Below are 22,812 nucleotides of genomic sequence, written 5' to 3'. Positions count from 1 at the left end.
GGTACGGAAATTGGATGTTGATTTTTTCCTCAAAGAGCGCACCACATTCATTAAGCATTACTACGACGAAGCCATAGCGCCATTCGCTGAGACCATGCAAAAAATCGAGAGCGGTGTGCCACCGTTTCAGCCGCCCCCGTTCAACCCGCAAACCATGAGTGACGAACCAGCGTTTTTGGAGGAGTGGCTGCGAGCGCAAACAGGTTTTCAGGTAGTTGGCCAGACCTGTGTGTCGATGCTCTCAGAGTCGCTTAAAATTTTCTTCGTGACCCACGAGAAAAACTTAGGTTTAGACTTTGAAAAATCGTTGGGAAAGAACGTTTTCAGCAAGGGTTTCATCCGTGGCTATCGAACCTGCTTCGCTAAGATTGGCGTTGACTGGAGCAATTGCCCTGCGAATTTCTCCATCTTGGAGCAGGTGGTTTTGTCTCGAAACGCAAGCCAGCATGCGACCTCGATAACTTCTACACGGGCAAACCACGTTGTCGGGTCGCTTCGCAAGCATCCAAACCCACTGTTCGTCAGCATCCATGAGATGAGCCTTCTGGCGAGCAGAGGAGGCAGTTGGATGATGGCACCCGCTGTTCACGTTACCCGTGAAGCTCTCCACCAGGCAGTAGACGAAGTGGAAAAGCTCGCAGAGTGGATGAGCTCCATCAATTTCAGAGCTCTGCTTAAGGCGCAGAAGGCAACCCCTTAAATTCATCAATCGCGAGTCCGAGGTGGTCGGTACCGCCGAGGCCGGGTTACAAGGAGTTAGAAGCCAAGTGGTTAGAGTAGTATTTTTCGATGACGCATTCAGGGCCGCTTTTAAGCATGCCGAAGCGCTATGCAGTGACGCCAAGCACAAGATCAAAGAGATCGTGCTGGTGATCCCGGCCATGGCAAACCTCAAAGGCTCCACATCCCTGGCTTCTTTCTTGGGGGCGGAGGCGACCAAGGCCCTCAATAAAGGCGAGACTGCTGTGTTGAGCGGAGTACCCGTCACCCTGAAGACTGAACGTACGTTATCGGGTTTGACGCCAAATACTTTGGTCATATGCGCCTACGCCAGCCAAAGCATGATGGACAAGGTCGATGGGTTTGGGCAGGTGGCGGGCGTGATTGCATTGCCTTTTGCAAAAGACGTAATCAATGGCTGGATGACGTCTTGGTCGCCCTTGGTCGAAGGTAAACAGCCTCGGCAGACGATATCTGCAGCGGCTGATGGTGTTGTTTTGCAGGCGATGAAAGGGCTGACCGCAACGGCGGGTGTGGCAACTAGTGTGCTCCATAACTCGGACAAAGAGCGGGTTGATCGAACGCTCAGGATCTTGCGAAGAAAAGATCACACGCTGGATGCCATGGCGTTGCGCGCATGGGCTGTTGGTAACGGCTGGGCGCCAAAGGCTGCGGATGAACTGGAGAAGCTTGCGAGCCGGATTGCAGGGTTGAAGAATAAACCCACTCTGGACAGGCTGGATCAGGCCGAGCAACTCTATGCCTTTTGGGTCGAGAAAGCCTCTAAATAGCTGTCTTCAAGGCGCCCCGTTGGCGCCTCTTTATCGTGATCAATCTGGAAGCGCCACCTCTGCCTGCATGGAGTGAGGGGAGAAGGTGGCACGGAGCTATTGCCAGCCAGTTCCACCCCGGGCAACCTGAGCTCCATTTACACGGAGAGCTCTGCAGTGGACACACAGGAAAAGCGGTACCCAAGGGAGCGGTTCACTAAGCAGCTGATCCGTATTTGCGAGGCGCTCGACAAAGTATCGACACGTGAATTTGAGTACACGGTTTTTGATAGATCAGCAGTCTGCCGCTTGACCGTGAATGCGGTTTGGGTGGTGGGTTCCTATGCGCGTGGTGCGCTGACATGCGGTGACCTGGACGTTGTCGTAAAGTACACGAAAGCTTCGGGTGCCAAACCGCTGCCAAAAATCTACACGCGGGCATTCTTCGGTGCTACGCCAGGGGTGCGTTTTTACGACGGTGAGCCTCAGGAGAACAGTTCGGGGGCTGACTTCAGCGATGCGGTGCTGATTTGGGCAGATCAGGATGGGGAGGTGAAAAGCTGGCAGTTGCGTATCGACTCCATCACCCCCGATCCTGACGCCGGCCGAGCTCCTCGCGATACGGATTGCATCCCGCTGCGCGGGGAGCAATTGCGAACCAACAACGAAGATATGGAACTCGCGGCAAGTTGGTATCGGCAGGGCATCCTGGAGTGGGATTATTTTCCCTTGGACGAGGAGATGATGAACCCTATTCCAGAAACGGCACTGTCGCGCAGAGACGCAAGGCTGGTAAAGTATGGGAAGGATATGGCGCAAAAGACTCTTGAGCTCCTCCCCGCCATATGGCGTGTGACGACCCGAACTGAACCGACAGGCACGTGGAGTGAAGCATGCGGTGAGCGCGCGACGCTTCGGTGTGGCAGCACACTCATCAGTGTCGGTAAACCGTCCTTGTCATTGCGTTCTTTTGAAAGCATGAAAACTCGTCAATTGATGCTGATCCCCCACCGCACGGCTCGTGGGCCGAATGGCATCTGGCTGATTCGCCGTGGCCCAAAACATCCTCATGTGCTCGGATTCAAGAAGCGCTCTGTGTTCTTCATTGGAAAGCCTGGTGCGCCTGAGCTCGTGCATGCGGAGCATCGAGATGGTGACGTGCGCATCCTGGAACTTTTCGACACCAAGACGCAAGCCAAAGCAGCTATCGACCAGACGTGCTCAACGCCAATGGAGATCAGCCAGGCGAAGGATAACGAAGTTTTTGATCTGATTGTCCGAGCCGATATTCTTGAGTTAGGTTCGGAGCAAATTGCTGTAACCGACATTGGTCGTTGGTATTTGGGGCTAGGTGCGAACACTAAAGACGTCATTCATCCATCTGCTCTAGCTGAGGCGCTTCCAGAGTCGGCCTCCTGACATAAGGGAGTGGAGCTGATCTGGATAGTCAAATACGGGGTAGCTAAGGATCGAATGACTGTGGCAAATGCGACCATCAAAGATCTAATGGTCGCCTCATGGAGTCCGAGTCGGTTAGTCATGTTCGGCACCCAGCGCTGTGGGGGATAGAGCATGCCGTAAGTGTCGTAGATACTTGGGGGCTTTCGCTCGTGATGGCCGTCACATCGGAAATGATCATAGCGAGTGACCTTTTGTATCCGGCTACCTCACTAGGAACAGCTCTAGGGATGGTTACCAGTGCCTCCCAACCGTCTGCTTGGAAACCCCAAGCTCCCGAGCCACCTCAGCCTTGGTCAACCCTTGGCTCTTCAGGCGCTGCACCTGTTCACGACGCTCATTAGCCGCCGCCACCCGGGAGTGTGTTCGGGTCTCAGGTTTGATCACAAGCGGCGCTACCGATCCCCCCAGCGTCGCCACTTCTTTGGACACCTGCTTCAAGAGATCTGTAGGGCGGACAACCTCATCTGCGCCGTAAGCCAGCGCGAGCAGGGTGAGGGGATGGACACCGAGTTGTCGAGCGATCTCATCGAGCTTTTCTACCGTTACGCCACGCTCGGCGCGCTCGACGCGGCTGAGGTGTGAAGCGGTTACGCCTTCCTCAAGGTCAGTCAGTAGCACTTGCTGTTGCTGACGAACGTGGATCAACGCTGCGGCGATCGCTTGCCTGAGCATTCGGGGGTATCCGTAAATTCCGACTGTATGCCCGGTTTGCATGGTTCCACTCAATGTCGTATAGTCAAATGAGTGGAACGAATGCGGTGAGCTGTGCAGCTGCTAGGGCAAGACGCCCGTCATTCTGCAGGCTAGGGATGATCTCAATATATCGCTTAATCGACGGCACTGAGCTAACAGGTAGCTCTGGGGGGGCAGCTTCATGAAAATTCTGGTCTATTCCGATTGGCACACTGAACTCTCAGCCTTCATCCCTCCAGCGACAGACTCTGATCTGGTCTTTTTAGTCGGTGACATCATGGGTGAATACAGGCATTACCAGAAAAGGGCTGTTTAGCCCTTTCATCAAGTGCACTGATATGGCCAGAAAATTTGAGTTTTTGGCTAGCCAGCAGTCGCCAGTAGAAACGGCACCCGGCTTGGTGCCAGGTAGCGTGGAACGCGCGATGGCCGAGAAGTTTGGTATGGCAATAACAGGTTTCCTCTGCTGCGCTGTGTGCGATCAGACAATTAATTGCTTGGTTGGCATTGTTTATTGCGAGAGCCGAGGCCGGTTCCGGGATGGTTCAGTAATCCGAACGTCTCCATGGAGAAGGCGCATAGAGCGTGGTGCGTACCACCTGTTTCAGACGGCAAACGGCAGCACCTATGTAATTTGCGACTGGTCGCCGGAAGGTGGTAGCCCTTGGTTCGAGGGCGCTCTCCACTGAGCCCGACATACCCCGCAATGAAGCGATGGAAGATGTAGCGCACCAAGATGAGTCAGGTAGGTACAGTGGAAGCAGCATTGGTAGCAGAACTTTTATCCGAACACGGCGTTCCCTTGGAAGGGGACGGCCAATCAGACGAGCTTATCGTGGAGACTGCATGGGCAAATAATCAGGGCCGATCGTTTTATGTGGTAAGGAATTGGTTCCTGCTTGACATAATGCTGCCAAGTGACGTCGAGGATGACCTTAGAGCGAAGGGGCTGCAGCCAACAGTAGTCTTTGCCAAGACCGTGGTGTACGACAGTAGGGCTGAAGGCTCCCGAGCAGGTGTAATACGCTCTAGCTTTCAGCGTGTATTAGATAGCTATATTTTTGAGAGTATGAACACAAGTTTCTTTTTGGCCGGGCCCGGCAAAAGAAAATATGTAAGTCTTCCTGCACTGCTGGCATTAGAAAATATCTGAATTCAAGCCATAGGTTATTCGCCCAAGAGATGAACGCGCAAGGTGCGAGGGAATCATGTTCCATGAAAACAGAAATGAATTTTGAGGAGCTGATTCGGCATCAGGCCGAGCAGGTGTTTGGCAGCAAAGCCAAGGCCGATGCATGGTTGGCTCGTCCCCTGGCTGAATTCGGTGGTGTTGCTGCGTTGGTGCGTGCTCGCGATGAGGCTGGATATCAAGCAGTGAAGAGTGTGCTTGAGCGAATTGAACACGGGTACGGCTGTTAATCAAACCTTGCTGCGATGTGGTTAGCTCTACGGCTCTAAGCCATATGTAATTCCAGCCATATAATCGCGTTTCACACAATAGCAGTTATTGAGTGGGGCCATTCGGGAAAAATTTTCTTTCATTAAGCGCTGTGCCATTGAACTCAATCTGCTCATCATTTTCGGAGAGGCGACATGAAGGATGTGTATGCAGAGTGGGGTCGTTTTTGCCTGAGGTATCGACAAGTTACAGAAAACCCGAAATTTGCCTCTGCTCGCGTTGATCTTCCCCAGTTTGATGGGGCAGCGGAATTTCGAGTTGCGGCCAATTTCTCTGGCGGTAAGCAAATGATCGGTACGCTCTTTTTCGTGCCGTATTACGAAGTCGACCCGTTAGGTATTACCCTCCACCACAATAAAATGATTGCGAGCTTAAGGGAAGGGTATTGCTTGCTAGTTCCTCTCTCTGTTGATGCGGAATGGGCGCAAATCGTATGGCCCAAGTCGATGGTGGAACTAAATAATTTTATTGCCAATTCAACCGGATCTCCGCAACTCCTTGAGGCTTGGGTTATGGGTAGGAGTCGAGAGTTTAATAAATTACTGATAGTTGTGCTAGTTCAAAATAATGCTTGTTACGGATACCTACTAGGTTCTCCGGGAAATGCGGGATTCAGTGAGGTTCGCGTGATTCCTATTTTATTCGATCGAGTTGAGGAGTTTGCGCTTGACGTTAGGGTGCTGATTGAACTGGAGCTCAGCGTTAAACATATCGAAGAATTAATTAGATATTCTCGCCTGTTACAGCCCAGTTCTGGCGACGCACAGGAGGATCAACGCTTGTGTAATGCACTCGATGAACTGGCACGTGCGTTGGAAAAGGGTGCCAGTCGTTCTCGTCCGACCTGGCCTCGGGTGCTTCGTTGAGCCGGGCACATTGATCATTAGGTACGCTCCTTGGTTACCGATCTCTTGAGAAAAGGTCATCCACGTTCATCGCGTCTAACCTGTTCTGGGCAGCTTGCGGTGAGATGTAGCGGCGATCATCTACACCCCCAAGCCACACACTGAGCTACGCTGGGCGCCCCGTGTGAGATTTCGAGTGCGAAAATCTTGGAGGGGCAGATTTGGATTTGAGTGTCTGAACGCTGGATTGGAAGACGTAAAGCTCGCAAGAACAGGTGTGTTCATACCGTTCGACGTGTGCTGGAGCGCTTGAGGGGCGTGTTAGCTACCCTTACCTTGTGGCTACTCCCAGACCGTTTTTTCATGGCTGTTCATTCAAAAGCAGGATGGAAGATAAGCGTGTATTTGCCTGCAGGTCAGGGGTACCCACCCAACATCCAATCAGCATCCAGTGAGGGAGGATCAGTCATGGCGAATGACTCAAGTTCCAGCAAACCCAGCGGTACGGCTAACCTAGTGGCCCAGTACAGCCAGTATGCCGATCTGGCCAATGAGTATGAGCCTGATGTCGCGGCAGGCCTGATGAAGAAGGCTTTGGAGCGGCAGGGCGTGCAGCAGAGTAGAACGGAGGTCGAGGCTTGGGCAGCTATCAATAGTGCGATCGTCACCAAGCCGGTAGATCTCGCTCAGGAGGTTGCCCAGGCCAATGCGAAAGCAGACGCAGTGGCTCAGGGGCTGATCGGTACGCAGCCAGCGACTGCAGCAGCGCCATAGGCGATCTAGCTGCCGTCTACCAGCGGAGAGCTGAGCTTCAGTTGAAGCTCGTGTAGCCAAGCCTTTTGGAATTCTGGGAAACCTAAATAACCGAGCTTAACTGCAAAACGCAGGACGTCCGGGGCGATTCAAGCCTGTGTGGCTGAGCTTCGGCCACCGGTCGGTGGCACTGTCGTCAGTGGGGAGTTCAGGTTGACTGAACCCGTCAGCATGCTGGACTTCGAACGATTCGAAGCAGCCGATCTTGGGCCCGAGCCGAGCGTCTTCGATCCCGATTACTTCCTGAAGTCTGGGCGCAGAGAGTTCCTAAAATACCTGCACGATATGATTACTGCGCCGGTTCTCCCCGGATCGGAGAGAAACTATCTGGTGTCGCAGTTCATCGCCGAATACCTGGCCATCTGCATAGAGCCTCGTATCGACGGCGTGATCTTCAAGTCGGTTCAGGATCCGTCAGGAAGCAACATAGCCCTGTTCTCGCATGCCATTTACGTAGAAACGGCATTGCAGTGGGAGTTCCAGGATAGCGGTGGCGTCCGGGGGCCAAGGCAACTTGATGCCCCTCGCATCTAGTATGTGGAAGGAAGCCTCGGTCAGCACGTTATCGATGCAGTGAGGTACCGTCCCATTAATAAGGCCCTCGTAGAGAGGGCCCAAGACGGTGAAAGCGCTTAGCCGGGCCGCTTAGCGTGTAGGGGTGGCTGACGCTGACTCGACAGGCAATCCGGGTTTCGGTGCGGGTCTGATTGAGATACCGACACCGAAGGTTTCGGCCAAGCCGGAAATGATCCGCTCTTTCGTGCTCTGCGCGAAGTCGTCGCGGGTAACGCTAGACGCCGCCCCGAACAGAAGAAGGATGGCGATAAGGGTTGTGAGTGCATTGCCTACGACACCGCCTACGCCTCCGAAGAAGAGCGCTTTGGAACCATGCAGGAACTGCTCGAACTTCGACTCAGGTTTGTGTCGCTTGATGAAAAGCCACAGCTCAGCTTTGTAGCGCTTTTCCATCTCATCCAGCTTGTCCTGGATAGCGTCAGCCAGATAGTCGTTGAACAGCTTGTTGGCGGAGTCTTTGTACATATCCACGGCAGGTAATTCTGCGCAATAGACGTGGTTGCGGACTTCAGCGTCGGAGGGCTGCCGATGATTTCGCGTCGCGAATTGCTGCAGATACAGCTGCTTGCTCTGCTTGTACATGCAATAAGCGAGTTGCCCAACCATGTCATCTGGGTTGTCGACCAGCTTTTCGTACATGACATTGTGCTCCACCACCGACTTTTCGTCGTTGGTGGAGGGTTGGGGCAGGAAGTGCTTGGAAGGCGGTTTTTTGGGGCCTTTCTTACGCATTCTATCGAGAAGCCACACGCTTGACCTTCGCGAAGCGAGCGTTGATGGTGGCGGCGCTCTCGGTGCTCAGACTGCGCGCAAAGGCGCTCACGGCCTTGTTAGAGCTGCGACGTTTCAAGACCTTGGACACAAGGTCTTTTTTACCCAATAAATTTTTGAGGAAAGCAGTCATAAATCCTCCTGATTCAAGGGGCCATTGTACACCAAACCCCTGCGGCCTACCAACGGTGCGGAGGAGCGTGGTGCTCGCTGAAAACGACCGTTCAGTGGCTGTGACACAGGTAGATTAGGCGAAGTGTCATCACTTATCAACGCCTGCCACCATGCGCATTGACGGCAAGATACGCGAATTGTTTCAAATCATGAATCGCTCCTGAGCGTGCGTGACCCAGGTGGAAGCCTCGGATGCCGATCGACCCTGGCCCATCACGGTTGCAGCGGGGCGTGTCGCCGATGATTACCGCTTCAAGTGGCATTCTTGAACGGGCGGGCAGGCACAATCCCTGCTTCATGGTACGCAATGCTGTAGATTTCTGGATTGTTAGGTGACTCCAGCTCGCAGATCAGTGCGTACACGAATGATCTTCGCACTTCTCAAGCCTCCGGCACGCGGCTGAAACGCTGCCAGTTCGATCACCTAGTAGACCAAGGGTATCAGTAAGGGTGGTCAGAGGGGCAAGTGTGGCTGGTGTGCGAAGAATGTAGTCTGGCAAGCTTTGCCTCATAACCGGCCTATGAGGGGATTTCCGATGACCGCCATGGAAGTGACGACGATTAATGTCGAGCGAACGATTGCCTCCGACGCCAACACCATTTTTCTCATCGATTGCCTCGGCGAACGCGACAAGCAATCTGCTCGAACTCGCCACGAGGAGATCTGCGACACACTGATCGCTCAGTCGACCCAGAACATCACACACGACATATCTCACGTCCATCATGAGCTATGCAGACATCGAGGCGATTGGTCTGCTGCAATGAGCAAGATCCGGGATACATGCAAAAAGGGGATGCTTCCGCTGGTCTTCATCGACGGCCATGGGGATGTTCAGAAAGGCTTGGCCATGCCCAGTGGTGATTTCATTGGCTGGCAGGAATATGGTCAAGATCTGCGGGCTATTACGGACACAGCCCATGGCGAACTAACGGTAATCGCAGGTTTTTGCTACTCATTTGCGTTTGTTAAGACGGTTGCCAAGGTAGCAGAGAAGCTCCCCTTCGCGTTTTACTTCGGTTACAAGGACGAGGTGCGCACCGCAGACGTCGAAGATGAGACACGAATCATCTACAAATCGCTGATAAACGATGGGGGCAAATCCCTGAGATACGACGAGCTTCAGATTTCTAGCTACGACGAGTTCGACCATGCACTGGAAGTTGTTGGGCCGGTGGTCTTCATGCAGCTTGCACCTGACGCGCTGAGAGTTGGGTTGCCCCAGTTTTCTAAGGCGAAGTTCCGCAAGGAGCTTGAGAAACACCTTGCCCAACAGGGCAGGCCATTGGGTGAAATGAGGGAGATCGTGAAGCAGGTACTGAACAATACTCCCCGCATCGCAGAGAGGCTCATCGAGTCATGTATGCACGACACCACCCGGCGGAGCCGCTTCAAAGAGCATATTCTCTCGCAAATGGAAAAGGCCGGCTTACCAGGCTAAAAATTGGCTGGATGTCCGTAAGGTTGTCCTGCCATCTGACTACAGCAGTAGATAGTGAGTATTTCACGAGCGTGGCTGCCTGTGCGTCAGTTGCCCCTATGCAGCTTTAAGCTCTTGTTCTCGCAGGTCAAAGGTGTCCCGCAGCTTCCTGGACTCGGATCCGGTCAGTTTTCCGCTTTACTTGAATTCTCAACCAAAGCGGCTGGGCGCAAGTTCGTTAAGGTGGTCGGCAGGCTTGGAAATCCTTGGAGCGGCATGCGTCGTCCACTTGGCAGGTGATCAGCTACTAAGGATGTCAGAAGTCGAGGAAGGCCAAACTGCTTGGCCTCCGCGAAAATCATTTGCCGCGACTGAAAGGAACCACAACTCCCGCATCCTGCGTTTTGTGCGCAACAGTCATGGGGCTGCCGTTACCCTTGAGCTTGGCCAAGTGCACCACTTCGGCATTCCCACTGAGGTAGCGATTCGGCAAGCCTGTCAGCATCTCGATGTCCGTTGCAGCCAAGCCAATGTAGGCAGCGACTCCGTTCACTGGTAGGACGCCCGAAGAGGCCAGCAGCTCAATAGTACGTCTCAGAAGACGCGTTTGCTCAGGTGCGCGACCGTCATCACCGGGCTCGGCTTTCACGCCCCAACGAGCAGAGCGGCGCTTGAAGAGTAGGCCTTTCGCGTCATCATCGATCACCTTCAATGCCCACAAGCGCATGACCATTGCAGCCACAGAAACGCCCCAGCGCTGTTTGAGCAGCAGGAGGCTGTCTAGGGTGACTGGGCTCCTGACTTCCGCAGCGAATGTCTCGGCTGGGAGCAAGAAGGCTCCTGCGAAACGGTGCGCTTGGTCTTCCATCATTTTGTGGCGAACAGGGTCAGTCGACCGCTCAATTCCTTTGTGCAGGATTAAGTGACCAAGTTCGTGAGCTAAGTCGAAGCGGCTGCGGAAGCCGTTTTGCTTGTCAGCGGAAAGCAGCACAAGCGGACGGTTCAGCACCTGACTCCACGCCGACAGTCCCTCGATGGTTGCAACGCCAGTCTCTTCGCGCACCAAGATAACGCCGGCACCCTCAACCGCCATTGCCAGGTCAGGGATCGCACGTCGACCGAGCCCCCAAAGCTCCCTACATTCATCGGCAGCTTCTTCGATATCGGCACTGGTGATCTGTTCAGGATCAGTGAATGTGCGCTTTGGCAGGTTCACTTCGGGGAAGTCCACGAACTCACCGAGGGCTAATGCGATGTCTTGCGCCCATTCGAGGCGGGCTTCAAGCATCGTTCGGGCGCTGGCATGCGCCGAGGCATTGCTTCGGAACAAGGGGAGGGAGCACTTCTCAGGTAAAGGGCGAGTGAACCACTCCGGTGTAACATTGATGACCTTGGATAGGTTGCTTAAGGCTTCAGCCTCGGGAAATTGCTGCCCGCTTTTCCACTTGCTTATCGTGGCAGGGGAGACCCCCACCATGCTTGCCAGCGCGACTTGAGAAAGCCCGCGAGCCGCGAGTGCTTGTACAAGCCGCCCCGGCTCAAACCCTGTGATTCCACGACTCATGATTCTGTGTCTTGTCCTGTTTCGAGTAGGCCCGTTTCGAGCAGACCTGTTTTGAGCTTCGGCATCGCCAAGTCGACTTGCTGAGGTGCTTCGTCGTATCGAGCCAGGAACTTACTCAACGGCTCTCGGAAAAGCCAACCCTTCATTTCCGAATCGGGCACCGCGATGTGAATCTCCAGAGGTTTTTCAGGCTGTTGGGTGAGTGAGCCGCTGAAACATGCCACGAAAAAGAACGTGCCTGAGGTGATAGGTTCCGGAGCGAACAGCGATGGCTGTACCAGCTGCGTCATGGCCTGATTTGCCTCTGCAAGCTGTCGGCGGATGGCGCCGCGCCGGACGTTGTTCCATAGGGTGGAGGACATGTTCACTCGACCGAATTTGAAGATGCCTGCGTGGCCCAGAACAACGCCATTCCCTTTTAGGGGTGTATGGACGGCGTCGGCGGCACGTAACGTCTCTTCAAAGAACTCGTTCATATGGAAGGCCCGCATCTGTCCCAGCGCATTCTTCCGGTGATTGTCGTCCATGTCCTTTGTAGCCAAATAGGCGCGGAGCGCGCCTACCTCAAAGGCATCCTCGGTACCCATGACCAAGTTTCGAGGGACATGCTGGATCAATAACTCGGGAATGGTGGGTTGGCGGGTTTGGATCATATCGAGATACTCGGGTTTCGGGTGGCGGGATTATACATCCAAAAAATTTCGTATGAGCAGAATATTTGTATGATTACTGCATCCAAAACGCTAGGTAAAGGGAGCGCTATGCAGAATGCGCAGGGCATGGCATCCAACGAGGCTGCCCACTTGCTATACCAGGGGCAGAGCTACCACCTGAGAGGATCGCAGTGCCCGCGACGAGCAGTGGCTGTTCTCTGCAACTACTCAGATGCCTGGCTTGATCGGTGGGGCTTCAATGTGCCCCTCCATGTGCCTGCAAGATCCATTTTCCACGCCCTTGTAATGCGAGCATCCCCATTTGTTTACTTTGTCGCGGAAAACCATCTTCCCACCCGTTTTGGGGCAGACAGCAACCCAACCATCACAGCTTGGCGACACGCAGAGGCGATACCGTCCTGATCGGGTCATCGGTGCCTTACATGACGGACAACCGCTCTCTCTGTGGGTGCATTGAGGGAAGTTCGAGCAACCAATGAATGGGGCCCTGTCAGATTTTCTTACCCGGTTAACCAGATTGCCCTGGGTGCACACTGGACAGTTGGCCGCGAGTGCATTGACCTGTTCGGGGGCGGCTTCGAACTCCTCAAGCTCCAGAGGATATTTGCCCTCAATCAGCTCTCGTACGAAGGGGGAACAGCGCATCATGTCGCACAGCAGGTAGACGCGGTGCTTTGCGCGCGTCAACGCCACATAGAACAGTCGGCGCTCTTCAGCGTGAGGGTAGGGTTCTACTTTTGGCTGCAGAGCTTCGATAAGGGGATGAGTCACGATCTCTGAGGGCAGTCCGTACTTGCCCTTTGCCAGGCCTAGGATTATGACGTAGTCCGCCTCTTTGCCTTTGGAGCTGTGGATTGAATCTTTTTTGAACGTGAGGTTGGGGTACTGGCTTGCCAGAGGTTCGAGGTCGGGCAAGTCAAACTTGAACCTCGCAAGGAAGTAAACCGAGGAGTTTGGCTTCGCGGTTTGGCTGATGCGTTCTAACGTGTGTTCAATCGTCTCAGCTTTGGCGGAGTCTTCCCCCAGAGGAGCTCTAAGCAACGACACGGTCGGTGTATCCACGACGGTATGGGACTTTATGTCCTTGGTGATTTGCCGGTCATTTTGCATGACGAAGCGACTGGCCACTGCACCAATCATGCTGTTGAAGCGGAATGTTTTCTTGAGCTCACTGGACTTGGTGGCGCCGAAGATTCTCTCGAAATCGGCGGTGTAGCTGATGTCACTCCCAGTGAACCTGAAGATGGACTGCCAATCATCGCCTACGCAAAACAGTGAGACGTTGTCTTGGCATTTACGCAGTGCCTGCACCAGGTCGGTTCGAGATTTGGCGATATCTTGAAACTCATCAACGACAATGAATTTCCATGGGCTTCTAAAGCCGCCGTCGAGGACATACTGGTTGGCTTTGCTGATCATGTCATCAAAGTCCATTTTCCCTTCTGCCTTAAGCGCTTCCACGTACGCCTCGACAATAGGGGCGAGGAGGGTAAGGGCTGCGCTGATCTGCAGTGGATCGGCGGATCGAGCGATCAAGTCCGCTAGCTCTTGATCATTGAGGTTCGCCGCTCTGAGCAAGCCGAGCATGTCTGTCAAAATCAGCGAAAATTTGCTGATGATTCCGAATTCACGGAGGGTCTCAAGCACGGCCTCTGGGGGCAGCGGATTGAATACTACACCTGCGTTGACCAGACGTTGCTCCAGCACCTTCAGCAACTCGCCTTCCTGCTTTTCATAGTGGAAGGTTTCGATCAGCGTCGTACCACCCAGCTTGTGAACCTCGCGTTTCCACCCCATGTCGCTGTGGTATTGGGTTCGATCAATGTAGGGGGCGGTATCGCCCTGGCGATCCGTGCCGAAGTGTTCGATGTAGATCCCAAACTCCGGGAGATAAAAGTCGGGGCAGTAGGCACCACGGGCCTGCAGGCGTATCGCGCTGTCGTAGATGGCCTCGTACTTGTATTCAATGCCATTTCTGAACAGGAAATTCGCGATGTCGCACTCGCCAAAGCCTTTGACTGCCTCCCCCTTCAGCGTGCGAACCTCATTGTCTTCCAGGAACCGGTAGTATTCGCCCAGTGAGTTGAAGTCGAAAGGGTTGCGCACTGGGTACAGCCACTGCTCAAAGTAGCTCAGCAGTAGCTCTCGGTATGCGGGTTCGTGCTGCTTGGCTTTGAAAACGGTTTCGACGAAATTTTCTTTCAGCTTCTTGTCGGTCGCCATGGGGCTGATGGCAATCTTCTTCTTTTCAGCCTCCATCACTATGCATCGCCCCAGTCGGTGGAAGGTTTCCGCTGTGATGCCCTCAATGCCAAGCTTGCTCTTCAGTCGTTCTCTCAGCTCTTTGGCGGCTTTCTTGCCGTACGCTAGGAGTAGAATTTCCTCGGGCTTGGCCTGCCCACTGTTAACCAAAAAAGCGACCCGTCCAATTACAGTACTGGTCTTGCCGGTACCGGCGCCGGCGAGGATGAGGTTGTTGTCTTCATCGATTACACAAGCCTTGCGCTGGTCAGTGGTCAGCGGATCACTTTCGACAACTTCGAACAAGTCGTGATGGTCGATCAGGGCCTGAGTAACGTAGGCGTCACGGGATTTCTCAAGCCATTTCTCGGGATGCTGAGTGAGATCCCTCATCTGGGCCAGGTGGTTTTGCTGCTCAAGTGTGAGAAGGCCTTTAGGTGGGGCAGGAGGGCACGCGCTTGCCCATGACAGAGCATGCAGTCTGTAAGGCTCCCATCTGGACGTCCGGAGGTAGCGTTCGCTCAGCAGAGCCTCTTCGAAAGCCTTTAGGTGAGTTTGGGCTGTAGTAATTCGTGGGTTGTACCAAGCTCTTGTGAGCGCTTCCCAGGCGGCATCTCGTTGCTGCTCTGTGCGAAAGTAAAGGCATGAGGTTCCGCGTGGCGTGCTGATGGATGCCATGTGCAGAAACCAAATGGGAGACCTCTTGGGGCGATGACTGATCGCTGTCCACTCAACGCTCTCAGTGCCTTTTCGCGTGTGAATCTCAATGCTGGCAGCGGAAATGTTCAGAGCGTGCGCTGACGATGGAAGCCATCGAGTCCACCAAGGGGGAGAGAGTTTTGTGAGCATCTGGTACCAGCACCGGTACCAACGCTTGGCGCCCGGTGCACTTCCTTCCTGAGTAAATAGGGCATGCGCTACACGTCAGGTTGCTAAGCGCAAACCCGAAGGTTGTGAAGATGCGTAACGCCATCTAGAGTGGCATTGTGATGTGACTTCAGGGTGCCCACAACCCATCTCGAACTCTCGCAGACGAGACGGGCCTTGGAGGTGCCGTGCCCTGGGCGTGGTCGTCGTTACAACTCTCAGCTCGAAAGTGAAATCACTCCTTCAGTAACAAGGTTGGCGCAGCGTCATGGGCCGGAGGGCATGCGAATGAAAAAGGAAGCGTTCGCTATCTTGGAGGCGGGCAATCCGCTCATGACCAGTGCGCTGGATGCCCTTAAGCGCTACCACGATGCCGTGGCGACAGATCTGCCAGGCGATGAGGTAGAGCGTCTGAGGCTTGAGGCCGAAGCGCTTTGGAAAGCGGTATCCGAATACCAGCTACGAGTGTTGGGCTGCCCTAGCGCAACACTTCATTGAGAGCGCCATTCATTCCCCGCGCATGAAGCTATCTTGATGACTCTCATCTAGACCGTCTAACGCCAGATGGAGCCTAAACTTTCACAAATTTTGGGTAGTTCTGGTTCTTCATGTTTTGGTTGGCTTTCTGTTAGGAAGTTATAGCTAGTTTAATGTGTTTGCCATTTTTTCTAGATTATTTTAGATGTGGTTTTGCTTTCTTAGTATCCGAAGTGATGGGTTTTAAAAGATTTTTATTTGTTGGTCTGTAGGTATATTTTCAATGAGGGCGTGGAGTTTAGTGGTCAATATATGCATTACTCGAAAGTTGTTTTTGATTGAGTTAATTTTTTAGTTATCTGACCTTGCGTCGTAGCACTTTCGCGTCTATTTTCACAGGGCACGGTAGTTGGCGAGACCTACACCTTAATTCTTGAGGGCTAGGCCTTACCGTCTTCAGAAATGGAGATCTACGACATGTCGAAGAAAATCGATCTGATGTTCTGTTCCCGTCTGGCTCACTTCTTTCGAGATGTCGATCTGAAGGGACGGTCGTGCCCGGAATTCATACCTGAGGCATTTCCCCCCAACTGCTTGAATGACGACGATCAGTGGTCTGCTGGTTTTCTGCTCCGCTATGCCTTGCGCTTTCATCACGTGTGGGCCACGTACGGTGTTCAAGAGGGGAAGCGAACGATCCTCGGCCCAAAGGCAGCGGTGTCCTTCACGGATTTTAAACCTGCTGAACTGATCGATTTGCGTGAGGGGGCGAGGCCGCAGGATGGGGTGGTCACTCAATATGCGCTCACTTTTCCGTTGAGAACTGCCATGAAATGCGGCATTCAGCGATTTGAACCATGTGAGCAGGCTGATCCAGAAGACATGGACACGTTGTGCGCGCGTTTGATGGAACTGCGGGAGATGGCGAAGTCTGGGGGGCTCAGGCCATCTAGGTACATGTCCAAATGCTCAGATTGGCGATGGACGTACCCGGGAAACTATCAGCGTTGCATCGAGAAAATCGAGGCCAACGGATTTGAAGGGAACACGACTCCTGGTCTCAAGCTTCAGGTGAAGAAATGGTCAGGGATAGGAGTAGTCGTCCCAGATATGAAAACGGCTCGTGAAGTTCGGTACGACATACTGACCCTAATAGATCGCAAAATAGTGTCTTGCCAGCACTTCAGTCACATCCTAGTTTGTGACAAGCTAGCCGCAAACGCTGAAGGTATTAGCAAAGATAAAATTGAAGAGACTGTCCTTGCTTCCTGCATGGATTGGGACGCTCCTCTATGGATGAGCAGCTTAGAGGCGCACGTTTCAACGCTCGACTTTTCGTCTTGCGTGTTGATACATGGCAGTTCGCGTTTGAAGGGGCCAGTTCATGAACGTGGAGGCTGTTGGCTCTGGTTTGAGGACAATACCCATCGCTACGTCAGAGCCCTGGTGACGACGGGTCGAATCAAGGTCAACAAGATGGGCCGCTATCTTGCATCCTTGGACGAACTGGATCCTGGCCGAGATCTTCGTGAACGGGAGGAAATCGCCCTTGAAATCGCCAAGGAGTTGGAGCAAAAGCATGGGATCAAAAGCACCTACTTCAGCGTGCTGAATTCGCAATGCCCAGATGACGACCCAGCCTACTGTGGCGGGCTTGACGGTGGGTATTACTACATTAGGGGAGAAGCGAGTGACGCTTGAAGGCCGCGTTGTGACTATGGATGGACGCGTAATCCGGTCAGGGTCTGTTGCGCTGTCATCAGCCGAACACATACTGTAGCCACGGCGAAAACCAGCATGGGGGAATTGTCTGTGGATTCAGGAAACGTTTCGGCCATCATCGGCGCAGGGGCGGGTATCGCTGGCGTTCTGTTGGGTAATTTCTTCATCCTGACGAAAGAATGGTGGGCTCAACGGCAGAACAGAAAGCGAGATATTTCGTATGCCGGCATCATCTTGATATCCCATCTCGATCGCTTGGCTACCGAATGCCTGGAAGTCGCGTGTGACGATGGGACAATCCACGGACAGCCATCAGGAGAGAATGGCCAATGGGATACCGTCAAGCCGCTACCCACGTTCAACCCATTGGGCATGGATATCGATTGGCGATTGCTGCCGAAGAATTTGATGTACGCGATCATTCGGATCCCTGATCAGCAAGACAAACTCCATGGCAAGCTGAGCGCGATCTATGAATACGACTATAGCCCACCGGATCATCCTGAGTTTTTCTGGCACAGGCAGCACGGCTATGCCAAGTTGGGGCTACAGGTAGCTGATATTATCAAAAAGCTGGCCTCGTTTGCGGGGTTACCACACGAGCAGCCTGCGCCTGATGAGTGGAGCAGAGACGAAGAGCTCAAACGCGTGGTGGTGCGACTCGACGAGCTTGAGAGGAAGGCACGAGGATATTAAGCCTTACTTTGTCATTCGCATTAATAACTTTTTAAGTGAAGAAAGAAGTTACATTGATTCAGTGGAGTAGGTTAGTATTTTCATTACATCAACGTATTAAGGTGCTGAAATGTCCCGTCTAGCAGAGTTTCGCCAGCTTGAGCAAAAGCTCGCCCAGCAGTTGGCTGAGCTTGAGCAGCTTAAAGGCAGCTCGGAGCTAAAGAAAGAAATTGAATTCGAAGAGAAGCTTCGCGATTTGCTTAATAAATATGGCTTCAGCCTGCGTGACATCATTAACATTCTGGATCCACAATCCAATCGTCGCGCTGCTCCGGCTGTCGCTGAGAAAACGCCACGTCGTGCCCGGCAAATCAAGCAGTACAAAAACCCAAATAATGGCGAAATCATTGAAACCAAAGGCGGCAATCACAAGCTGCTCAAGGAGTGGAAAGCCCAGTACGGGTCGGATGTAGTGGAATCCTGGGTTTCGTGATCGCTGATCGTCACAGCGCGAAAACCGAACGACCCGTCGGGCAAGTTTATTTGTCTGACGGCGAGTAAGGAGGGTGCGCTGGGGCAGCAAAGGCAAGTCCTGTTTTTCTTCTCAGAGCGATCGCGGCATTGAGTTCCGCCGGGTTCAAGTGAGACAAGCTGATCGTTTGACCGAACTTGTTGAGTACGGTTTCCAAAGTCGAGAGCGTCGGATTCCCGTTATCCGCCTCCAGCTGCGCCAAGGCCCGTTTTGAAATTATGCCGGCCATGGCAAACCGCTACTGGCTCATGCCCAGCTGGTTTTCACGAAGACGTTTAACGACGCCGCCGAGCGTGTCAGCTTGCCCTGTGCAACCTCATCGGCCACGGCCTGAATGTAGGCCTTGCGTTCTTCCAGTGTCATCTCTTTCCCATCTATGCCCTTCGAGCGGCATGCCCTCGCGTTGCGAACATTGTTCTGCAGGTTCATGGATAGAACGAGCAGGCATTGAATCTTGCAATGCAGAATTTCAAGCCATGTCATAACGGCAGTGGAATTTAATGCGCTGAAGCTGGGTCAATGACGCGTGCCGGCGCATTTAAATGCGCTATGTGTTGGTGGTTCAGGATGCCGTGAAGCAGAGTTCCGCCTGCAAGGTCTGCGTATCCTGAGGATTTTGCGATCTGCGCGGCGCGCGGGCAGCGATGCCTCGGGTTGCGTGCTCCAGTCCTGGCAGACCTCCATCGCGCTCCAGGCCTTCAATTTCTGAGCGAAGGTGGTCGATGAGTTCGACAGCAGGTTTGCCGGCTTCCAGGCTCAAGGTGAGCGTCAGCAACGTCAATGGGCTCAGCTCCAACCGCTGGCTGACCTGGTCAAGCTTGTCCAACGTAAGGCTGGATCGAGCGCCTTCCAGCTTGGAGAGGAACGTCCTGCTGGTATCTCCAAAGTCCCGCTGCGAGATATTTCGCTTGCTGCGAAGCGTCTTCAGTACCGTGGCGAACGACGACTTCAGTGACATAGACCGTTCCTCCGTTTGAGCTTGTCTTCAGTGACCTCCACGCCGAACCCGCTGCCAGAGCGGCCTGCACTCTATCACGCGGGCTAGCGATGGCGTGCCGGTAGGTGACGCGCAGCGATACGTCGAGATACTGTTGATGCATACAGTATATCTCGCTAAGCTTGCGAGGAGAACATTTGTACTCCTTGCGGTTACGAGCGCTATGAACAACCTAGACGAGACCGTCGACGACCGCTTTGTCTTCTTCTCGCAGGAGGAGTTGCTGCGGCAGCAGTGCCTTCTGCTTGAGAACGAGCTGGCGGTGATGGGGGAGGAGTTGACGGCCTCCCGTGAAAAGATCGCCACCCTGGTTTTGATGTGGACGGAGCTCAAGGACGAGCTTCGGCATACAGAAGCCGAGTTGAACCAGGCGAGATACCGGCTGCAGATTGGCAGCGCGCAACACTAGCGAAAGCCCTCGGCACCTGTTTGGTGGTAATGGCTTTCTGATTTCAGTCCGGCTACGATCATGCGCATCAGGGAGGAGGCGCAATGAGTCAGTACCTTTTGAGTTTTGCCAGGCAGAATCTTGAAGGGCGTACTGACGCATACCTTGCCCTGCTTTGGTGTATGTACCAGGCCAATCAGGCCAAGGGACGCTACTCCGACCATATCAAGGCGCACATCACGTCGGCGGCTGATCAGTTGCTGGGTCGCAACTATCAACGTATCGCTGCGCGCTTCAAAAAGGTTCTCGAAAACAAGCCGGAACTGGATCGGATACCGCCTTCCGGCCTTGGTACGTTGGACTACCTTCGCGTGAAAAACTTCCGAGGCTTCGGAGAGTTTGGCCCTGACGACACAGGCACGTTCATTCGCTTCAGCAAGCTGAAGAACATCTTCTATGCACCCAATGGCGGCGGCAAATCATCGTTGTGCGAGGCGCTGGAAATCGGCACGACTGGCGATATCAAAGAAGCGGCCAGGCGCAAGACCAAGGTCAATCAGTACATCGCACGGGGAGCGGACAAGCCCAAGCTCATGCTGATGGGTACGGACAAGCTACCAGTCAAGCGAAGCATCAGCTGGTCGGGCTGCTTCATAGACCGGAACCGTCTTCAAGAATTCTCACTCTTGGGCTCCAAGGATACGGGCAGCGCCGAGAGTGATGTCCTGGCCACCTTGTTTGGCTTGGAGGAACTCCAGGAGGTCATTTCTCGGTTTGTCCGGCCTGAAAGCTTCTCGCTCAAAGCCTTCATGCGTGCCGACCAGGCTGAGGCACTGGAGGCCCTAGAGCGCACCCGAGTCAACCTGAGTCAACTGCGGCGTAAGCACAGGGCAGACTTACAAACATCGATCTCAGAGAGTTGTAGGCTGCTGGGGCTGAGGGCCGACCAAGACTTCGACGTTCGTCCAAAGGTCTTGCGGTTGCGTAAGACGGTAGAAATGCATATTCGTGGCGCCGAGCGCCTGCGAGCCGCCAAGGCACCGTTCTCTATACCGCTTGAGCAGGTGAAGCGCATCTGTGCCATCGCCCAGCGCTTGCTCCACCGCAGAGCCGATATTGAGAAGGTATTCATGCAGAGGGCCAGCGACGTCAACTATCGCGCAGTCTTCGAGGCTTTGGAGGCTATCGAGCAGTTGCAGGTTGCGGATAGCTGTCCCGCATGCCTGACGCCTCTCGACCGGGTGGTGGTAAATCCGTTTGAAAGGGCGCGAGACCAGATCAGGGCGCTGAGTGAATTGGAGTCCCTTAAGCAGTTCAGGCAGCGAAATGACGCCCGGATTGCGCTCTGGGCTTCACGAGTCGCAAGCGGAATCAGCGCGGTGAAAGGCAATGAGCATGTCGACGTGCCTTGCCCGCTGAAAACGGACGCGTTGGAAGCGGTGCTTGCAGAATTTCATGCCGCTACTGATCGCTCGGAAGTGGCGCCGTCCGTTCTCGATTCGTTTCTGAAGCTCTGCACGGAGAGTGCAGAGCAGATCGAAGTTTACCTACGTACCTGTGAGCGCAAGCGTCGGGAGGTTGGCCAGGCAGAGGCCCAGGCAGCTCGCCTTGAAGCTCGGGTGACGCAGCTCAAAGCAATTGATGAATCGCTGAAGCAGCAGTTCGACAGCAAAAAACTGGCGATACGCGAGTTCAAGGTCGCCAACGACCAGATGGCAGACCTGATCAAGCAGAAAGCGACATTGCTCAACGATGCAGTCGACAACAGCCACTTCAACCAGTTGCTCAAGGATCTGGAAGCTGAGTACCGAACCCTGTACCGCGACCTGCTGGATTACAAGCTTGAGCTGGAGAAAACGCGAATCACCGGGATCGAAGCCAAGGCTGCCGAGTACTACCGCGCGATCAACAACCACGACGATGACCATGAGCAGATCGCGTCGTTGAGCTTCGACCGGCAGGCGGATAGCTATCGCATCAAGATCACCAACGTGGACGGGTCACTGCTCGATGCGTTTTCTGTGCTTAGTGAAGGGCATCTGAGGGCGTTGGGCCTGTCCATTCTCTTGGCCATGGCTGAAAAAAACAATTTCCCGCTCATCGTCTTCGATGACGTCGTCAATGCGATCGACACCGAGCACCGATCAAACATCATCGACCTGTTCTTCAGCGATGCCTACCTGCGCCGGATTCAAATGGTGGTCACCACCCATGACCGTCTGTTCTGGGAGCGCTTCTGCATCATCGCCGACCGTCACCCACAATGCGACCAGCACGCCAGTCATGTGCTCAGCTACACGAACAAGGGCATCGTTGTGATTGATCACGCGGGTGGCTTCCAGAAGAAGGTGTACGTGGCGCTTTCGGTGTTCGACGTCCGCCAGGCGTTGCTGTACTGTCGTATCTGGTTCGAATCCATGGTGCTTGAGTTCTGCATCGAAAACGGCGTCACAGTCACGGCGAACTTCAACAAGTCGCAGCTCAAGAAGAGCATGTACCTGCAGGTCAGCCTGGAGCACACGTTCTCGCTGATTGAACCATTCATTGACTACGACCTGTCGTACTTCAATTTCATCAAGAATGACTTGGTCAACTGGGGTGGACAGAACCAGGAGCATCACGCCTTCGACGAGGGCAGCCTGAACTTCGTGCACGCCAAGACCAGTGGCGAGGTCTTGCGCATCTACGATGCTATCCGCTTCCTGGAGTGCCAGCTCTTCACGGCCAGGAAAAAGGAGTCAGGGGAGAAGTTCCTTACCGAGGTGAACGACAAGATCGAGAAAGGTAGGAGGAAGCTGCCAGGGCTCGTCAAGGCGCCGGAGCATGTGCAGAAGGAGCACCAAGCGGCGTTGAGCGCGCTGGAAAAGCGTGCTGAAGAGCTTGGCCAGGAGCTTCAGTTCATCGAGCGTTGCCTGCTAAGTGCTGCCCAGCGCGACCAGGCTAGTGGGGCAGCCGGTTGACCCGCTGACTTG

23 protein-coding genes are annotated in these 22,812 nt (G+C 54.0%); 15 read left to right on the top strand and 8 right to left on the bottom strand.

The genetic code is table 11. The features are described from left to right. Positions 1 to 10 precede the first annotated feature (10 nt). From C6382_RS02290 to C6382_RS02280, 3 genes are all read left to right on the top strand, one after another. Positions 11 to 700 carry a hypothetical protein gene (locus tag C6382_RS02290; protein ID WP_107022913.1) on the top strand — a complete coding sequence of 230 codons (690 nt, stop codon included), beginning with the start codon at positions 11 to 13 and terminating at the stop codon, positions 698 to 700. Between the two features lie 67 nt (positions 701 to 767). Further along, positions 768 to 1,511: a hypothetical protein gene (locus C6382_RS02285; protein WP_107022912.1), complete on the top strand. Its 744-nt coding sequence runs from the start codon at positions 768 to 770 to the stop codon at positions 1,509 to 1,511. A 156-nt stretch (positions 1,512 to 1,667) separates the two neighbouring features. Continuing rightward, positions 1,668 to 2,909, top strand: coding sequence for a hypothetical protein (locus tag C6382_RS02280; RefSeq protein WP_107022911.1), 1,242 nt, complete (start codon positions 1,668 to 1,670; stop codon positions 2,907 to 2,909). Positions 2,910 to 3,182: 273 nt separating this feature from the next. On the opposite strand, the gene C6382_RS02275 is transcribed toward C6382_RS02280, so the two are convergent. Then, positions 3,183 to 3,623: a transcriptional regulator gene (locus C6382_RS02275; RefSeq protein ID WP_158262095.1), complete on the bottom strand. Its 441-nt coding sequence runs from the start codon at positions 3,621 to 3,623 to the stop codon at positions 3,183 to 3,185. Between the two features lie 775 nt (positions 3,624 to 4,398). On the opposite strand from C6382_RS02275, the gene C6382_RS02265 reads away from it, so the two are divergent. The 5 genes from C6382_RS02265 (at position 4,399) to C6382_RS02245 (ending at position 7,295) form a co-directional block, all read left to right on the top strand. Then, positions 4,399 to 4,797 carry a hypothetical protein gene (locus C6382_RS02265; protein ID WP_146146884.1) on the top strand — a complete coding sequence of 133 codons (399 nt, stop codon included), beginning with the start codon at positions 4,399 to 4,401 and terminating at the stop codon, positions 4,795 to 4,797. Positions 4,798 to 4,859: 62 nt separating this feature from the next. After that, entirely contained in the window at positions 4,860 to 5,063 is a 204-nt protein-coding gene (locus tag C6382_RS02260; protein ID WP_256588910.1) for an MbcA/ParS/Xre antitoxin family protein, read from the top strand. 174 nt (positions 5,064 to 5,237) lie between these two features. Then, positions 5,238 to 5,969, top strand: a complete 732-nt coding sequence (locus C6382_RS02255) for a hypothetical protein (RefSeq protein ID WP_107022906.1) — start codon at positions 5,238 to 5,240, stop codon at positions 5,967 to 5,969. Positions 5,970 to 6,416: 447 nt separating this feature from the next. Then, on the top strand, positions 6,417 to 6,722 hold the full coding sequence (locus C6382_RS02250) for a hypothetical protein (RefSeq protein ID WP_107022905.1): 306 nt from the start codon (positions 6,417 to 6,419) through the stop codon (positions 6,720 to 6,722). A gap of 138 nt (positions 6,723 to 6,860) precedes the next feature. After that, a complete protein-coding gene (locus C6382_RS02245; RefSeq protein WP_256588909.1) occupies positions 6,861 to 7,295 on the top strand; it encodes an RES family NAD+ phosphorylase in 435 nt (144 codons plus the stop codon). 111 nt (positions 7,296 to 7,406) lie between these two features. Here C6382_RS02245 and C6382_RS02240 read toward each other — a convergent pair whose 3' ends face one another. Together C6382_RS02240 and C6382_RS24115 are read right to left on the bottom strand one after the other, a co-directional pair. Then, positions 7,407 to 8,069, bottom strand: coding sequence for a hypothetical protein (locus C6382_RS02240; RefSeq protein WP_256588908.1), 663 nt, complete (start codon positions 8,067 to 8,069; stop codon positions 7,407 to 7,409). A gap of 1 nt (position 8,070) precedes the next feature. Continuing rightward, a complete protein-coding gene (locus tag C6382_RS24115; protein WP_178082730.1) occupies positions 8,071 to 8,241 on the bottom strand; it encodes a hypothetical protein in 171 nt (56 codons plus the stop codon). Between the two features lie 577 nt (positions 8,242 to 8,818). Here C6382_RS24115 and C6382_RS02235 point away from each other — a divergent pair. Next, positions 8,819 to 9,724: a hypothetical protein gene (locus C6382_RS02235; protein ID WP_107022904.1), complete on the top strand. Its 906-nt coding sequence runs from the start codon at positions 8,819 to 8,821 to the stop codon at positions 9,722 to 9,724. 337 nt (positions 9,725 to 10,061) lie between these two features. Here the strand turns inward: C6382_RS02235 and C6382_RS02230 are convergent, their stop codons facing one another. The 3 genes from C6382_RS02230 to C6382_RS02220 all read right to left on the bottom strand — a co-directional run bounded on the left by C6382_RS02230 (position 10,062) and on the right by C6382_RS02220 (position 14,575). Continuing rightward, positions 10,062 to 11,267: an XRE family transcriptional regulator gene (locus tag C6382_RS02230; RefSeq protein WP_107022903.1), complete on the bottom strand. Its 1,206-nt coding sequence runs from the start codon at positions 11,265 to 11,267 to the stop codon at positions 10,062 to 10,064. Next, a complete protein-coding gene (locus tag C6382_RS02225; protein ID WP_107022902.1) occupies positions 11,264 to 11,920 on the bottom strand; it encodes a hypothetical protein in 657 nt (218 codons plus the stop codon). Before C6382_RS02225 ends, C6382_RS02230 begins: the two co-directional genes overlap by 4 nt. Positions 11,921 to 12,148: 228 nt before the next feature. Next, positions 12,149 to 14,575 carry a UvrD-helicase domain-containing protein gene (locus tag C6382_RS02220; RefSeq protein ID WP_107022901.1) on the bottom strand — a complete coding sequence of 809 codons (2,427 nt, stop codon included), beginning with the start codon at positions 14,573 to 14,575 and terminating at the stop codon, positions 12,149 to 12,151. 762 nt (positions 14,576 to 15,337) lie between these two features. Between C6382_RS02220 and C6382_RS02215 the strand changes: the two genes are divergently transcribed. The 4 genes from C6382_RS02215 to C6382_RS02200 all read left to right on the top strand — a co-directional run bounded on the left by C6382_RS02215 (position 15,338) and on the right by C6382_RS02200 (position 18,416). Then, positions 15,338 to 15,547 carry a hypothetical protein gene (locus C6382_RS02215; RefSeq protein ID WP_107022900.1) on the top strand — a complete coding sequence of 70 codons (210 nt, stop codon included), beginning with the start codon at positions 15,338 to 15,340 and terminating at the stop codon, positions 15,545 to 15,547. A 456-nt stretch (positions 15,548 to 16,003) separates the two neighbouring features. Beyond that, complete coding sequence (locus tag C6382_RS02210) at positions 16,004 to 17,227, top strand: DUF4427 domain-containing protein (RefSeq protein ID WP_256588907.1); 1,224 nt, start codon at positions 16,004 to 16,006, stop codon at positions 17,225 to 17,227. A 96-nt stretch (positions 17,228 to 17,323) separates the two neighbouring features. Beyond that, a complete protein-coding gene (locus C6382_RS02205; RefSeq protein ID WP_256588906.1) occupies positions 17,324 to 17,944 on the top strand; it encodes a hypothetical protein in 621 nt (206 codons plus the stop codon). A gap of 109 nt (positions 17,945 to 18,053) precedes the next feature. After that, positions 18,054 to 18,416, top strand: coding sequence for a histone-like nucleoid-structuring protein, MvaT/MvaU family (locus C6382_RS02200; protein ID WP_107022899.1), 363 nt, complete (start codon positions 18,054 to 18,056; stop codon positions 18,414 to 18,416). Between the two features lie 285 nt (positions 18,417 to 18,701). On the opposite strand, the gene C6382_RS23845 is transcribed toward C6382_RS02200, so the two are convergent. Next, positions 18,702 to 18,884 (bottom strand): hypothetical protein, encoded by a 183-nt coding sequence (locus tag C6382_RS23845; RefSeq protein WP_146146883.1) that lies wholly within the window; start codon positions 18,882 to 18,884, stop codon positions 18,702 to 18,704. A 133-nt stretch (positions 18,885 to 19,017) separates the two neighbouring features. Further along, positions 19,018 to 19,413 (bottom strand): helix-turn-helix domain-containing protein, encoded by a 396-nt coding sequence (locus C6382_RS02190; RefSeq protein ID WP_256588905.1) that lies wholly within the window; start codon positions 19,411 to 19,413, stop codon positions 19,018 to 19,020. Between the two features lie 202 nt (positions 19,414 to 19,615). Here C6382_RS02190 and C6382_RS02185 point away from each other — a divergent pair, with 202 nt between their 5' ends. Continuing rightward, entirely contained in the window at positions 19,616 to 19,861 is a 246-nt protein-coding gene (locus tag C6382_RS02185) for a hypothetical protein (RefSeq protein ID WP_107022897.1), read from the top strand. Between the two features lie 83 nt (positions 19,862 to 19,944). After that, positions 19,945 to 22,800: an AAA family ATPase gene (locus tag C6382_RS02180; protein ID WP_107022896.1), complete on the top strand. Its 2,856-nt coding sequence runs from the start codon at positions 19,945 to 19,947 to the stop codon at positions 22,798 to 22,800. Positions 22,801 to 22,812: the final 12 nt, after the last annotated feature.

It is taken from the genome of Pseudomonas sp. BBP2017 (genome assembly GCF_003024385.1).
Lineage (GTDB): Bacteria > Pseudomonadota > Gammaproteobacteria > Pseudomonadales > Pseudomonadaceae > Aquipseudomonas.
Note: the sequence above shows the minus strand (reverse complement) of the source record. Positions and strands in the feature narration are given on the sequence as shown.